A 13,139-nucleotide genomic window follows, 5' to 3' on the forward strand; every position below is an offset into this window, starting at 1 on the left:
CTTGCAGACCCTGAGCGAAACTGCGCCCACTCGGCTGCCCGCTGTGGCGCGCTGAGTACCGTGCATCTCAGCTCTGTCCGGGCTGTGGACCTACACCACGGAATGGGACACGACCCTCATCTGTTGGCCAGTCGAGTCTGGAGTCGAATATTCGCGCCATTGGCTGGGGCATCAATCAAGGCCGCCATGTGTCTTGGCATGCGGCTGAGAGGTACAACCCGTCTCTACAGCGAACAGCTTTACAGCCCGCTGAGCGTTCGCCTTCGGCCGATTCTGTTGAAAAACTCGGTCAGTCGCACAGGGTGAAAGTGCCTGCGCCACAGGTGGAGGCGCAGTTCTCCCTTTCTCCGGGCTCTCATGCCCTGTTTTGATGGTTGTTCGGAGGGTTTCGCCTCAAGCGGGCGCAGCTGTGCTCTGGAACGGTGGTCCATGGGAGGTCAGCTTGGCAAGACGTCGCAGGTTTTGGACCGCCGCTGCCAGCGTGAACTCATCTGCTGCCCCCGTAAGCCCACGCAGACGCAGTCGGTCGAGCTTGAGGATGCGTTTGAGGTGCGCGAACAGCACCTCGACCTTCTTGCGTTCGTGACGTGATCGTTGGTACTGCGCTGTGGCGCCGATGCGCCTGGCAACATCGCGGGCATCTTCATGAATGCTGCGAGCAATCTTGCGGTTGGGCGTATTGGGGCAGCACTGCTGCTTCCTCGGGCAGTTGGTGCAGTCCTTCTGGCTGGCTCGGTAGATGACGGTGTCCGCCTTGGTGATGCGAGTTCGCTCGATCTTGAAGACGCGACGGTCGCGGCGCAGTTCATGGCCTTCAGGGCAGAGGTATGCGCCAGTCTCCGCATCCCATTGAAAGTCGTTGCTCGACAGGCTGTCGTCCTTGCGCTTGGTCTTGTCCCATACCGGTACGTGCGGCTCGATTCCCTTGTCCTGGACCATCCAGCCCAACATCGGCGCTGTGCCATACCGTCGAATGCAAGCCTCGTTGACCAGGCAATGCGTGAACATCTCGGAGAAGGTCGTGCAGCGGCTGATGAAGCAGGAATGCTTGGTTGCCGCCACGCGCAAGCGCCGACGATACGGCTCTTACATGGGAGAGATCAGCCCTGCGCCAGACAACCTACTGGAGCGCGACTTCAGCGCAGGTGCGCCGAACGAGAAGTGGCTCACCGACCTCACAGAATTCCAGATTCCAGCTGGCAGGTGTACCTGTCGCCCATGATCGACTGCTTCAATGGCATGGTCGTCAGCTGGACGATCGGAACTCGCCCGGACGCCGAACTCGTCAACACGATGTTGGACGCGGCCATCGAGACCGTCACAGCCAGCGATGAGCGGCCGATCGTGCACTCCGATCGCGGCGCCCACTACCGGTGGCCTGGCTGGCTGTCTCGGATTGCTGAAGCAAAGCTTGCGCGCTCGATGTCTCGCAAGGCATGCTCGCCGGACAACGCTGCGTGTGAAGGGTTCTTTGGCCGCCTGAAGACCGAGCTGTTCTACGCGCGCAGCTGGCTGTCCACGACTATCGAGGACTTCATCGCGGCGTTGCACTCCTACATCCTTTGGTACAACGAGGATCGGATCAAGATCTCGCTGGGAGCCCGCAGCCCCATCGAGTACCGGCGCAACCTTGGACTTGTTAGATAACCCGTCCAAGTTTTCTGCCGCCCCCCCCTGGGTTAGTTTTACATCGGCGCTAACTGCCAGCACCACGCAGTGCGCCAGAGCGTTGCCCTCGATGGCGTCGCGGTGCAGTTGGTAGGTGCCCTTGTCAGCGCTGCGGCGCAAGCCCGTGATGAACTCGCACAGGTTGCCGTAGCCCTCGATGTTGCAGGCCAGCACGGTGAACGTGAATGGGGCGTCGCCGTCCACGGCGAACTGGCTGCCGTGGATGATCTTCAGGCCCTGCGCCTTGCCCTCGGTGTGCGCGCGCACCGCGCCCGTGGAGCACTCGTCGCAGACGGCGCGTTGTAGCCGAGCTTCTGCGCTCGCTCGACCAGTTCCTCGGGCCAGCTGGCGCCCTTCGAAAAGCTGAAGTTGGACAGGCACCGCAGCTCGGCGTAGCCCGGGATGCCGGCCCGCGGACCGGCGCTCATGCGAAGGCGCCATGCAGGTACCAGGCAGTCTGTTCCCCCGCGAGCCGCTCGTGGAAGATCCACAGCACGCCGGCATGGGGGCTCTGCGCCACCCAGTAGTCGCGCACCACGGTCCGGGTGGTCTCCTGGGCGTCCTCGCGCACGCGGTGCCACCAGCCGCCCTCGACGCGGTGCGGGCCGGCGACCAGTTGCAGCGGGCCCTGGTAGAGCGGGGTTTCGCCGCGCATGCTCAGGCGCAGCGGTGCGGGCAGCAAGAAGCTGGGCGGCGGAAACCGGCTGCGGCGCGCCCGCTTGCGGGGCAGCGGCTGGGGTGCGGGCAGCCACTGCGTCTGCCATTCCAGGCGGTGGTCCTCCAGCAGAAGCGGCCGCAGCACCTTCTGGGGTCCCAGCCGCGCCGCAATGCGTTCGAGCACCAGGGCCAGCGACTCGCCCGTCTGCGCCGCGTCCGGCAGCAGCGACTTGCTCAGCTCCTCCAGGTCCTGCACCTCCACCGCTTCGAGCTCGAGGTCGCCCGCAGGCGCCGCCAGCTGCACCTTGGCCAGGTGCTCGGCCAGCAGCGGGCACAGGTGCTCGACGTCGCGCATCGGGGCGGCGGTGCGCACCGTGAGTTCGCCGCCCTCGCCCGCGTCCTTGGACCGCATGGCGTCGTGGCGCCAGCGCAGGGTGAACGCCGTGGTGCCGGCATGCCGTGCGGCGAGCCGACCGCACAGTTGCAGTACCAGCCGGCGGGCGCCGAACAGCAGGGCCGGGGCGGTCTCCACGCGCGCCATGAGTTCCACCTTCGCCAGGAACGTGGGCGCCAGTGCGATCCAGCTGTGGGCCTCCGGCCGCAGCCCGTAGGCCTGGTCCAGCGCGATCAGCAGCTGCGCGTCGAAGCGTCGGCTGATGCCCCCGCGCGGCAGCGCGCGCACGTCGCCCAGGCGGCGGCAGCCCAGTTGCGTCAGCGTGGTCTGGTGCGGCCGCACGGCCGCCAGGACCTCCATCGGCAGCGCGTCCAGCAGGCCGGCCAAGGCGCCGCGCAGGCCATTCTCATGCCCGGCCCACGCGAACGCGATGGCCGCCAGGCTGGTCGGCGCCCAGGCCACCTGGCCGACGTCCTGGTCCTGGGCGTGCACCACGATCCGGTCGCGCAACGCGCGCCTGCCGCCGAACAGGCGAGCGCTGGCGTCCACCTCGAGCACCACGGCGTCTTCGACGAGGGCCACGCGCGGGGAGAACTGCAGCGCCCAGGTCGCCAGTCCGCGCAGTGGCACGTCAAGCGGCGGAGGGTGCGCGTCGGGCCGCAACAGCAGGGCGGCCCACAGCATGGGGAGCCTCGCGAACCACCGGTGGGGCCACACGCCGCATGCGCGGTGTGAGCACGGACGTCAGGCCGCCGGGCACGGAGGGCGGCGACAGCGGCTGCGCGTGCGACGGCCCGCGACGCTTGAGGATCTGGACGTCCAGGTGCCAGTCCTGGGTGGACTGCGCCTGCACGCGCAACGGCGCGGCCGAGGATTCGTGCCGGGCCGCCTCGGGGCGGCACAGGAACACCGGCCCGTCGCACGCCAGCGCGCAGACCTGCAGGCGGCGCAGCTGTTCGGGCCGGGCGTTGGGCAGCCAGGCGATGACCGCGCCGGCGGCGTTCGACTTGATGAGCTGCTCGGTGATCCACAGCCGTTCCGCCGGCGCATCGGCCTGGATCCAGATGAACTGTCGCTCGCTCAGACCCATGTGCTGCAGGCCGGGCAGGTGCGGATGCCGGGGCGGCCCAATGACCACGACCTGCCCGCCCGCCTGCACCACCTGGGCCAGGCTGGGGGACAGCAGCCGCCATTCGATGACGCAGGGCTGTGCGGCCAGGATCTCGGTGACGGAGCGTCGCAGCCAACCACCGCCCGGCAGTTCCGCATCGAGCGCCGCCCAGCCCGACGAGACGGATTCGACGACCTGATGGCCCAGCGCATCGCCCCGCCACACCGCATCGGCGATGTGCGGCGCGAGCCGCAACGGCGCAGGGGCACCGGTGGCTTGAGGGGATTCGGAGGCAATGGCGACGGCGGGCATGGTCTAAAATAACTGTACATCAATACAGTATCACGATCGTCGCCACGTGGCTGTCGGTGCATCGCACGCGGCGTCCGAACCGACGTCGTGCCGGAGTGCCGCATGCAGAGCGACTTGTTCGCCGACACCGAGACCGCGTCCATCCCGGGCCTGCGCTACCAGCCGGAATTTCTGACGGCCGCGCAGGAGGCTGAGTTGCTGGACATCATCCGCAGCTTGCCGCTGCGCCCGGCGCAGTACAAGGCGTACCTGGCGCGCCGGCACGTGGTCAGCTTCGGGGGCACCCGCGACGTCGACACCCACCCGCTGCGCGTTGGCGCGGCGCTGGACGCGCGGCTGGTGCCGCTGCGCGACCGCGTGGCCCACTGGCTGGGCGTGAAGCCGGACCGGCTCGTGCAGGTGCTGGTGGCGTCGTACGCGCCGGGCACTCCGCTGGGGTGGCACCGCGATGTGCCCGAGTACGAGACCATTGCGGGGGTCTCGCTCGGAAGCACGGCCACGCTGCGGTTCCGGCCGTATCCGCCTGACCTGCCGGCCAGGCGGCATGCCGTGCAGCTGGACGTGGCGCCGCGTTCAATCTACAGCCTGGAAGGCACGGCCCGCTGGGGCTGGCAGCACTGCGTGCCACCGGTGCGGTCGCAGCGCTGGTCGATCACGTTCAGGACACCTCGGGCGGGAAGACCGTGAATCGGTCCCACACGCTCCCCGGCAATGCCGTCGGCGCCTTCCACGGCTGAACCCTGCGTGGCCCTGGCGCTACGATGCCCCATGTGCTATTCATCCCGCATCGAGGCCGAGTACCGCAGGTATGTGCGAGAGATGGGCGCGCGCATGAGCTTCCACGACTACCACCAGGTGTTCTGGGAGCGGCCCGGCGGGCGCAACATCAAAGTACCGCGCGCGATCGAGGATGCGTTCTTGGCCGGCGACAGCGAGGACGAGCGCAGGATCGCCGCACTGATCCACGCGCACCGGGCCGCAGAGGCCGTCCGCATGGACCAGGAGCTGTTCGCGCAGCGCAAGCGCTTGGCCGATGCCGAGCGCAAGTTGGCCTTGAAGCCGACCAAGGCGGCCAGCGAAAGCCAGCGCATCGCGACCTCCAAGATCGAGCAGTTCATGGCCCGGATCACGGATCTCCAGCGCGCGGACGGCAAGAGCGGCGATGCGCGCATCTTCCCGGGCACCTATGCGCACGTCCTGATTGTGGAGAACGGTGAGCGCGTGCTCAAACCCATGCGCCATGGCTGCCGGCCGGCCGGCAAGCCGGCGCTTTACGACACCAAGTACCCGGGCACCTACAACGCACGCCGAGACAACCTCGAAGGGTTCTGGAAGCAGCAGTTCGGCCACACCCACGGCGTCGCGTTCTGGTGGCAGTTCTACGAGCACGTCGACCGCGGCGGCCAGGACGTTGTGCTGGAGTTCACACCGGCCACTGGCGAACTGATGGCCGTTGCGTGCCTGTACTCGCACTGGACACCGCCGGCGGGTTCAACCGAGCCGGCGCTGTGGTCCTTCGCGGCAGTCACCGACGAGCCGCCGCCAGAGGTCGCGGGGGCGGGGCACGACCGCTGCATCATCCCGCTGCAGGCCCGGCACCTGGACACTTGGTTGAATCCCGATGCGCAAGACCTGCCGGCCCAGCATGCGGTGCTGGATGACCGCGAGCGGTACTTTTACGACCACCGGATGGCGGCGTGACTCGGAGTGTGGGTCGAAGCACCTGGCAGTTTGTGGAATCGATCCGTTTGCGAAGGCATACAGGGGAGTTGGGGGCAGCCCGACATGGCGGATTCGAGGTGGCTGCTGCGGGATCGTAGTGGTCGCGGCATTGGACCCATGGAGATTTTGCAGCGGTCGCCTGTTGACCCGTATCGGTTGCCCGGGCCGGAACAGCGAAGGCCGGGTTAAGCCGGGGCTCGGGCGGTCACCTAGATTGGCAGCAACCGCGCTGCGCCCGTCGCCTCGCGATCCCGAGCGACAGCAGTGCAGCGGTTGCTGCCGGTGACCTGCAGCGGCCGTACTCACGCTGCCCGCAATCAAGCCGTCGTTCGGCTGGGCGCCAGGCGCTGGCCTGAATGACCGCGGTACGAGGTACAGCGGTCGCACGAATCCATTGGGGCGATTCGCGCAGCGTCGACGGCCGCTTCTGAACTCTGGGTGACCAGAGAAGTTGTCACTTTTTGCCAACCCTCAAATGACGTCTAGGCACGTCCCCTTTTGCGATCACTTTGCGCGAGTTAAGCTCCACAGCGCAAGGCGGCCCGGTGTTGGGTTGCAGCGCGAAGTGGCGTGGCCTGACGATGGAATTCGGGAAGTCTTTGCAGGCGTGAGGGTGCGCCGCGACTGCACGCTCTTTTTCCATTGACGAAAGCAGAACGCTGTGGACATGACACTTCTGATGAGCTTCCTTGGACTATCCATCCTGGAGACGATCGTGCCCGGTCCCACGCTTGCGCTAGTGTTGCAGACGCGCACAAATCACAGCAGACCCGCTGCGTTTGCAACCGTTGCCGGAATCACCGTCGGAAACGTCGTATGGGTGATTGTTGCCTTGGGCGTGACCTATTGGAATGCGCAGGTCGCTAGCGAGTGGATCAGTTCGATCGTCAGAAATTTCGGTGCTGCCTTCCTGATCTATCTGGCTTCCAGAAGAATCCTGTCTTCTGCGGTGGGCATGATTGCGGGACGGGACGGCGATCCTCCCCTCGATTCCTCCGAGACGACCAAGAAGGCGTTCCTGACCGGCTTTGTCGCGCACGGATTGAACCCTCTGTCAGCGACCTACTACCTGGCCGCATTCAGTGTGGCCATTTCAGGGTTGCCTTTCAAGTACGCAATAGTGTTCGGCGCGATTCCAGTGGTGGTCGATCTATTGATCTTTTCCTTGCTGGCATGGGTGAACCTGCCAACGTTCGGTCATCTCCCGACGCGCCTGGTCCGCCTCTTCGCGGGATTCTTCTTCGTTTTCCTCATCGGCCATGTGTATTCGGAATCGCAGGAACAACCGAACATCCTGGTGACTTCGTGGACCGCCATCGTCATGCTGATCGGATTCTCGTCGGGGGCCGTTCACGAAGCCATAGACCAGGTTGAACTGCGCCAGAAGAAGTCCAACAAGATGCTCTGGCGAACAGTGGCGGTTTGGAGTTCTTGGTTTTCCATCGCCGCGCTCGTCGGCGGCTTCTATACGCTGATCGGTGGATTCGGCGAGTCGATGCTCTCGTTGCCGCCGGCGGTGGAACACAGAGTGCGCATCTGTTTCGTGATCGCCGCCGTGCTGGCCGCAACGCTGTCGTTCGCGAAAGCGATCGGAGAACTGCAGGATGAAAGAGTTCCCGCGGGAGGCGCCGCGCACGGTGCCGCGGCGCAGGGGTGGCAGACCAAACCACTGCTCGTAGGACTGGTGGTGATAGGCCTGTTGCTTGCGACGTTCTTGATGCTTTCGGCGGCCAATTTCAGCGTGGTAACGCACGGCAAGACCTGATCCGTTTCAGGCCGGCGTAGAAGCTGCAACGCCGGCTTCCCGGATGGTTTTTATGAGGAGACGTTGACGTGGAATCAAGTTGCTCACCCTCCATGCTCGCGAGCAGCGAGCGCCTATCGAGGGATGACATAGAGTCGCTGTGGAATGCCGCGTCCGGTCAGGACGACTCGCTGACCGTTTCTCCCGGAATGATCTCGGCGCTGGCAAACAAGCAGGTGAAGCCTGTTGCCTATTCACGGGCACTTTTCTACGAAAGAACACTGTCCTGTGCCCCCAGTATCTTCTGCAATTTCGAGTTGCGACGAAACGGGCGCCGTACGTCGCATCACCCGGACCCGTCGACGTTGCCTGATGTGCTGCGTAACGTGTTCGCACGCGAGAGTGCCCGTGTCCGGAGCGGCGAGTCAGTTCGCCGGGTGCTGATTCCCGACATTCTGAAAAAATGGGACCGCGAGCGAGCGATCTTTGGCGTAACCGACCTCCACTACATTGGTTCCCGCTTCGACAGGGTTGTCGATACGTCCGGGCTGAACGACTTCAACTTGCTGCCCAGGGGCACAGAGGGCTTTCAATCGCAGGACTCCCTCGTCATCAGTTCAAAGGGGGCCGTCACCGACTCCCACTCCGACGATCACAGCGGTAGCAATCACAGCTTCATCGGGAGCAAGCTCTGGCTGCTGTGGGACACCCTGGAAGGCATTGGACGTGGGCTTCAGGATGCCGAGCATTGCAGCGTTCGAGGACGCGCCGCCTTCGATCTAGCCGAGTTCATCGGCCTGAAGACATCCAGTTGGATCCTGATCGGCCCGGGCCAGACAATGTTCATCCCCGCGCACCTGACCCACAAGGTGATCACACTGGAGAAATACATCGGCCTCGGAAGCTTTCACGCGGCCTTGCCGGCTTTCCCCGACCTGCTGTCGCGCTGGAATTCCCTCAAGCCGCGATGGACCGTGCATCATTTCGGAAATGCCGATTGTTCGGTCGAGTTCCTAACACGACGAGCCATCCGGAAGATTCATGCACTCAGGCATGCCAGCGAGGCGGAACGCGAGCGCTGGGGCGTTCCCCAATTGCAGGCACGTATGCGGATGAGACGACCCCGCTACTGTGCAGCAAACCTGTACGATCCATGTGACGATGACGTCTGTCTGAAGGCGTTTTGCCACGCTGCGCGCCGGCTTTGATCCGCAGACCCGTGAGACAGCGGTCGGGTCAAATTTCATTTCGGGTCAAGAAAAGAGACCTGATCCAAAGTGTCGAACCACCAACCTCGCACGCTAGGTCCTGCGGTTGGCTCGAACGACCGCATCGGAGTGCGCTGCGGTCATCCCAGTCATCGTCGCTCAACCATCTAGAGAATTTGGCGCTTCAACGATCGCTGTCAGCTGGGGTGAACTGGCGCTGCGCGCCCAATCCGGTCAGAGAAGACTCAAAATTCGGCGCCGCAAAGCGGGCACCGCAGTCTGCCGCTTGCCGGGTTCAGCTTTTGACTCGGACAATCTGCTCCCTAACAGGCCGTTGAAAAACCGACGATGAACGCGAGTTCAGCCATGGAAGTTCGGCTCGCCGAGGTCATGGAGCTTTCTGGTTCGACCCGAGTGCGCCTGATGGGCCAGTTGCACAGCCCTTTTTGCGGCTGGAACGCGCCATTTTCGACGTCCTTCGCCCTCATGGGACGCACTGCGGACGCAGTTGCGCCAAGGTACGCAGCCGCGTGAGGTTGTAGGCTGCCATCGTCAGCGTTAGAAGCTGATCGACCTTGTCCAGTCCCTGCACCATGACCTGGCGGATCGGGCCAATCACCTCGCTTTGTCGCCCCGACCGTCACGCGCTTGCCCGGACCCGCCACGTCGGCCAGCATCTGCGCGGCCACTTCGCGCTCGGCCGTTCCATCGGAAGTGCTGGCTTGCTCATTGACAACCAGGCCGTGGCGGTTGACGGTGCTCGCCTCTACAGCCTCCAGCAGTTGTTCGAACTGAAGCGGCTGCGATACGAAGCCGACGCGCGGTTGATGGCGCTCGAGGCCACGCAGGAGCCAGCGGCGACGGACTGACGCGACGGCGGCGTTGCTGGGCGGCGTCTGAAAATGGATTCGCCACCGCCAGCAGGTGGCGCGGCTCGATCATGTCGGCAACCGGCTGGACGGAAGAAATCTGCCCCGGGCATCGGCAAAACGCCCAGGAATCAAGAATCTGATGAGAGGGTTCTCGGGGGATCGTGCACCCGGAGGAACTGGGGCAACCCCAGTGTTCATGCGGGAGCGGAGGTCTTCAGGGCCGACCACTAAGCTCCTTGGGCCTCGTCTCGAAGCGGCGCGTGCGCCCGTCCTCATCTTTGATGACGCGCTGCGTCCGGGCGGCCCGTCCTGTGGGCTCCAGCAGCCAGAATCCTGGCGTGCGCGACGACACCGCGCTGGATCACAAGAACACGGGGGCTTCGGATGAACCGCACATTCCGCGCGCTGACCGCCATCGTGGCCATCACAGCAATCACGACCGGCTGCGGGGGTGGAGGCGACGACTCTGATCCGCAATCGATCTCGGCGATGCCTCTGGCCATCACCGCAGACGCTGCGGACAGCATCGGGACGCTGGTGCCCGGCGTCGCAGACGCGGTCCTGACGGCCGCGCAGTTCGCCGTGGATGCCACCCGCCGTTTTACGCTGCCGGGCACCAAGTCGCCCGTGATCTCCACCTGTCCCAACAGCGGCCTGCTGACCGTCACGCTGGTCGACCGCGACGGTGATGGTGTTGCCTCGCCCGGTGACCGCATCTCGGTCGACGCGCGCGACTGCGCGGCGCCGATCCTCGCCGACATGGTCGCGGGCACCATGCACATCGACCTGGGCATGCCAGCCGGCCTGCCCGCGACCAGCCTGCGGGCGGCCCTGACCCTGGCCACACCCGTGCGCGTAGGAGAGGCGGACGCTGACGCGGCGCGCCTGCTGGGATCGATGCAGCTCGACTGGTCGTCGACCGGCGTGCAGACCATCTTGCGCGTGACCGCATCGGCTGCCGATGACCTGCGGGTCGTGGAAGCCGGCACCGGTGCCAACGCTGCATCGTCGATGGCGTCGATCCGCCAGCCCGACCTGACGAAGACGCTCCAGTTCGATCAGGCGCGCTCTGTGGTCTCGATGTCCTTTCGCTACGAGAGTGAAGCGCTTGCGGGCAGCGTCATCGTCGCCACGCCCGTCCCGCTGCAGGCCTACCTGAACACATTCCCGGAAGAAGGCCAGGTCGAGGTGTCAGGCGCAGCCGGCAGCAAGGTGGTGCTGACGCCCAATTTCGCGAGCAACAGCCATCAGTACCAGTCTGCGTTCGACAGCAATGGCGACGGCCAGACCGAGGCCCGCAGGAGCATCGACTGGGCCGCCAGCGTGGCGGGCTACCTCTGGTGGGACGGCACCACCATGCCCCCCCTCTGGAACCCCCATGGCTATGCCACGCGCACCTTTGCGACGACCGACTTGTTCGCGAACGCGACCTTGGACTGGACGACTTCGAGCGCGAGTTCCGTTCGGTTGCAGTTCAGCCGCCTGCCGGCCAGCACGACACCCGCGCTGTTCTTCCGCTTCGTCGACCAAGGCTCCTCGAGCAGCGGCTACACGCCGCCCGTTTACATTGCCGCCAGCGCGCAGGTGCATGGTGCGCTCATCATCGTCAAGCCCAGCACGCCGCTGCGCCATGCGCGCTCCTACACGCTGCAGGTCTCCGGGGATGGCGTGAGCTGGTCGAACAGCGTGACGGTGCAGGACGCACTCGGCAACAGTTCGTCCAGTTTCCAGTGGAGCGGCATGTCCTTCACCACACCCGACAACCTGCTGGCCAGCGCTGTGGCGACTGGTCTGCTGGCGGGCCCGGCCGACCAGGTGTCGTTGAACGGGCAGGCGTCAACCGGTGATCCCCGTCCCATCGTCAGCTACCAGTGGTCGCAAGTCTCCGGTACGCCGCTGCGCTTCGCCGATGCCAGTGCGGCGCAGACCACAGTGTCGTGGGGGGCTACACCACCGACCGGCGTGGAGATGGTGGTGGTCCGGCTGACGGTGACCGATGCAGCAGGCGACACCGAATGGGCGGAGGTGCCGGTCACCTCGGCCGACCTGACCACCGCCTCTCGTGTGCTGTACTTTCGCAGTGCTGCGGGCGACTCTGTTGGCGCAGGAGTCACCAGCCTGCTCGTCGATGGCCAGGCGCAGTTCCAGAACTACGGCAGCTTTGGCTGGTTCTATGTGACGGCCGCCACGCCAGGCTCTGCGCAATGGTGGAACCTAAACCTGACCAGCGGGGACGGCCTGCCCTTTCACGTGGGTGCCTACGAGAACGCCATTTCTTGGGCTTCTTTCGGCCAGAACGGCATCAACTTCACCGTCAACGGGCGTGGTTGCGGCCAGACGGTCGGCCGCTTCGACGTGCTCGAGATCCAGACGGACTTCAGCGGCACGATCACAAAGCTTGCCATCGATTTCGAGCAACGCTGCGGATCCGCGTCTGCGCCCCCGTTGCTAGGCAGCTATCGCGTGAACAGCAGCGTGCCGATCCGGCGCTGAAGCACGGCGACGACGGTGCGGCGCGTGCACCGGCCGCCTAAGACCCCGCAGGGGTTCTAGCCATGCGCCGCATCCTCCGCACGATCTGGAGTTCGGCGTGAAGGTCAGCCTGGCGGTCACGAACTAGCAGGGTCGGATGGTCGGTCGGGCCGAAGCGCGCGGAAGCACCGGGTTGTTCCCAACGGCAAAGCCGCATCAACGGCTCTGCACAGTTATCTATGTTGTTGGCGCCGACGCCAGGATGAGCCACTTGCAGCCACGGCGCCGGCTTCGCAGTGAGCCGGCTCAACCAGTTGCCCGCCCGCGCGGGGCGTGGCATTTTCGATTTGAGGGAGGCTCACTGCGAAGCCGGCGCGGTGGCTCAAATCTCGATCGGCGTCAACACCGCAACGGGCAACAATCGGTCATCGACCGGGTACCGCTGTTCAAAGAGCAGGTCATCCCCTCCCAAACAACGCTGGCTTCAGACTTACGGAAATAACGACCCGCAGGTCGGCGTCGGGGGTCGGATGCGTCAAGTGCGCCCTTGCTACTTGACACGACCGACTGTGGTGTTCAGGACGGCGCCTGCCACCTCTTTCTGGTCGAGCAGCACACGGATGAACTTGCGGGGGGCTTGCACGAATGCGCTGTTAGTGGAGGGGAACGGGGAAATCCGCGTCGGCTGAATGCCAGACAGCTCGCAAGCCCGATCCAACACCTGTTCGACAGCGTTGCTCACGACTGTGGCGCGATGCTGACGTTGAGCGACTAACGGCATCGCTGCATTGATCGACGGCAACCCACCGACATCAAAGCGAACCACTACGTCGAGCAACTCGTCGGGAGCTTCGGCGGTGTCAGGCAGGCTCAGCGCCGCCTCCAGGCGGGGTTCAACCTTGGCGGGCATGAGCATCGGCTGTGGTCAAGTGCACCGTGCCAGTCTACGCCTTGATGAGCCAGCGTAAACGGCACGCGG

The 13,139-nt window shown here is 65.0% G+C and carries 11 protein-coding genes and 3 pseudogenes; 9 read left to right on the forward strand and 5 right to left on the reverse strand.

Annotated elements, in window-relative coordinates; genetic code table 11:
• Positions 1-393: 393 nt before the first annotated feature.
• Positions 394-966: pseudogene (locus AC099J_RS18970) on the reverse strand (transposase); the annotation flags it as partial.
• Between AC099J_RS18970 and AC099J_RS18975 the strand changes: the two are divergent.
• Positions 965-1,647: pseudogene (locus tag AC099J_RS18975) on the forward strand (IS3 family transposase); the annotation flags it as partial. The pseudogenes AC099J_RS18970 and AC099J_RS18975 overlap by 2 nt on opposite strands.
• Before the next feature lie 69 nt (positions 1,648-1,716).
• Complete coding sequence (locus tag AC099J_RS18980; RefSeq protein WP_479616849.1) at positions 1,717-1,974, forward strand: hypothetical protein; 258 nt, start codon at positions 1,717-1,719, stop codon at positions 1,972-1,974.
• Positions 1,975-2,092: 118 nt separating this feature from the next.
• Here the strand turns inward: AC099J_RS18980 and AC099J_RS18985 are convergent, their stop codons facing one another.
• Positions 2,093-3,403: a Y-family DNA polymerase gene (locus AC099J_RS18985; protein ID WP_479616850.1), complete on the reverse strand. Its 1,311-nt coding sequence runs from the start codon at positions 3,401-3,403 to the stop codon at positions 2,093-2,095.
• A complete protein-coding gene (gene imuA / locus AC099J_RS18990; RefSeq protein WP_479616851.1) occupies positions 3,351-4,142 on the reverse strand; it encodes a translesion DNA synthesis-associated protein ImuA in 792 nt (263 codons plus the stop codon). Before imuA ends, AC099J_RS18985 begins: the two co-directional genes overlap by 53 nt.
• A gap of 102 nt (positions 4,143-4,244) precedes the next feature.
• On the opposite strand from imuA, the gene AC099J_RS18995 reads away from it, so the two are divergent.
• The 5 genes from AC099J_RS18995 to AC099J_RS19015 all read left to right on the forward strand — a co-directional run bounded on the left by AC099J_RS18995 (position 4,245) and on the right by AC099J_RS19015 (position 9,168).
• The gene (locus tag AC099J_RS18995) at positions 4,245-4,829 is read left to right on the forward strand and encodes an alpha-ketoglutarate-dependent dioxygenase AlkB (protein WP_479616852.1); all 585 of its coding nucleotides are present in this window, start codon (positions 4,245-4,247) and stop codon (positions 4,827-4,829) included.
• Positions 4,830-4,910: 81 nt separating this feature from the next.
• Positions 4,911-5,843, forward strand: a complete 933-nt coding sequence (locus tag AC099J_RS19000) for an SOS response-associated peptidase family protein (protein WP_479616853.1) — start codon at positions 4,911-4,913, stop codon at positions 5,841-5,843.
• A 688-nt stretch (positions 5,844-6,531) separates the two neighbouring features.
• Complete coding sequence (locus AC099J_RS19005; protein ID WP_479617086.1) at positions 6,532-7,629, forward strand: LysE family translocator; 1,098 nt, start codon at positions 6,532-6,534, stop codon at positions 7,627-7,629.
• A gap of 92 nt (positions 7,630-7,721) precedes the next feature.
• Positions 7,722-8,816 (forward strand): hypothetical protein, encoded by a 1,095-nt coding sequence (locus tag AC099J_RS19010; protein WP_479616854.1) that lies wholly within the window; start codon positions 7,722-7,724, stop codon positions 8,814-8,816.
• A 106-nt stretch (positions 8,817-8,922) separates the two neighbouring features.
• Positions 8,923-9,168, forward strand: a complete 246-nt coding sequence (locus AC099J_RS19015) for a UrcA family protein (RefSeq protein ID WP_479616855.1) — start codon at positions 8,923-8,925, stop codon at positions 9,166-9,168.
• 132 nt (positions 9,169-9,300) lie between these two features.
• Here AC099J_RS19015 and AC099J_RS19020 read toward each other — a convergent pair.
• Positions 9,301-9,429, reverse strand: a pseudogene (locus AC099J_RS19020) (IS5/IS1182 family transposase); the annotation flags it as partial.
• Between AC099J_RS19020 and AC099J_RS19025 the strand changes: the two are divergent.
• Together AC099J_RS19025 and AC099J_RS19030 are read left to right on the forward strand one after the other, a co-directional pair.
• Positions 9,410-9,685 (forward strand): hypothetical protein, encoded by a 276-nt coding sequence (locus AC099J_RS19025; RefSeq protein ID WP_479616856.1) that lies wholly within the window; start codon positions 9,410-9,412, stop codon positions 9,683-9,685. The pseudogene AC099J_RS19020 and the gene AC099J_RS19025 overlap by 20 nt on opposite strands.
• Positions 9,686-10,072: 387 nt before the next feature.
• Entirely contained in the window at positions 10,073-12,181 is a 2,109-nt protein-coding gene (locus AC099J_RS19030) for a PKD domain-containing protein (RefSeq protein ID WP_479616857.1), read from the forward strand.
• Between the two features lie 529 nt (positions 12,182-12,710).
• Here AC099J_RS19030 and AC099J_RS19035 read toward each other — a convergent pair.
• Positions 12,711-13,070 carry a hypothetical protein gene (locus AC099J_RS19035; RefSeq protein ID WP_479616858.1) on the reverse strand — a complete coding sequence of 120 codons (360 nt, stop codon included), beginning with the start codon at positions 13,068-13,070 and terminating at the stop codon, positions 12,711-12,713.
• Positions 13,071-13,139: the final 69 nt, after the last annotated feature.

Source organism: Rhodoferax sp. RT4P68 (assembly GCF_056521305.1).

Bases quoted from the DNA above. Each gene is read 5' to 3' on its own strand.
- AC099J_RS18985 (WP_479616850.1), bottom strand. From the start codon at position 3,403: ATGCTGTGGGCCGCCCTGCTGTTGCGGCCCGACGCGCACCCTCCGCCG.
- AC099J_RS19005 (WP_479617086.1), top strand. From the start codon at position 6,532: ATGACACTTCTGATGAGCTTCCTTGGACTATCCATCCTGGAGACGATC.
- AC099J_RS19035 (WP_479616858.1), bottom strand. From the start codon at position 13,070: ATGCCCGCCAAGGTTGAACCCCGCCTGGAGGCGGCGCTGAGCCTGCCT.
- AC099J_RS19000 (WP_479616853.1), top strand. From the start codon at position 4,911: ATGTGCTATTCATCCCGCATCGAGGCCGAGTACCGCAGGTATGTGCGA.
- AC099J_RS19025 (WP_479616856.1), top strand. From the start codon at position 9,410: ATGACCTGGCGGATCGGGCCAATCACCTCGCTTTGTCGCCCCGACCGT.
- AC099J_RS19030 (WP_479616857.1), top strand. From the start codon at position 10,073: ATGAACCGCACATTCCGCGCGCTGACCGCCATCGTGGCCATCACAGCA.
- AC099J_RS19010 (WP_479616854.1), top strand. From the start codon at position 7,722: ATGCTCGCGAGCAGCGAGCGCCTATCGAGGGATGACATAGAGTCGCTG.
- imuA (WP_479616851.1), bottom strand. From the start codon at position 4,142: ATGCCCGCCGTCGCCATTGCCTCCGAATCCCCTCAAGCCACCGGTGCC.
- AC099J_RS18995 (WP_479616852.1), top strand. From the start codon at position 4,245: ATGCAGAGCGACTTGTTCGCCGACACCGAGACCGCGTCCATCCCGGGC.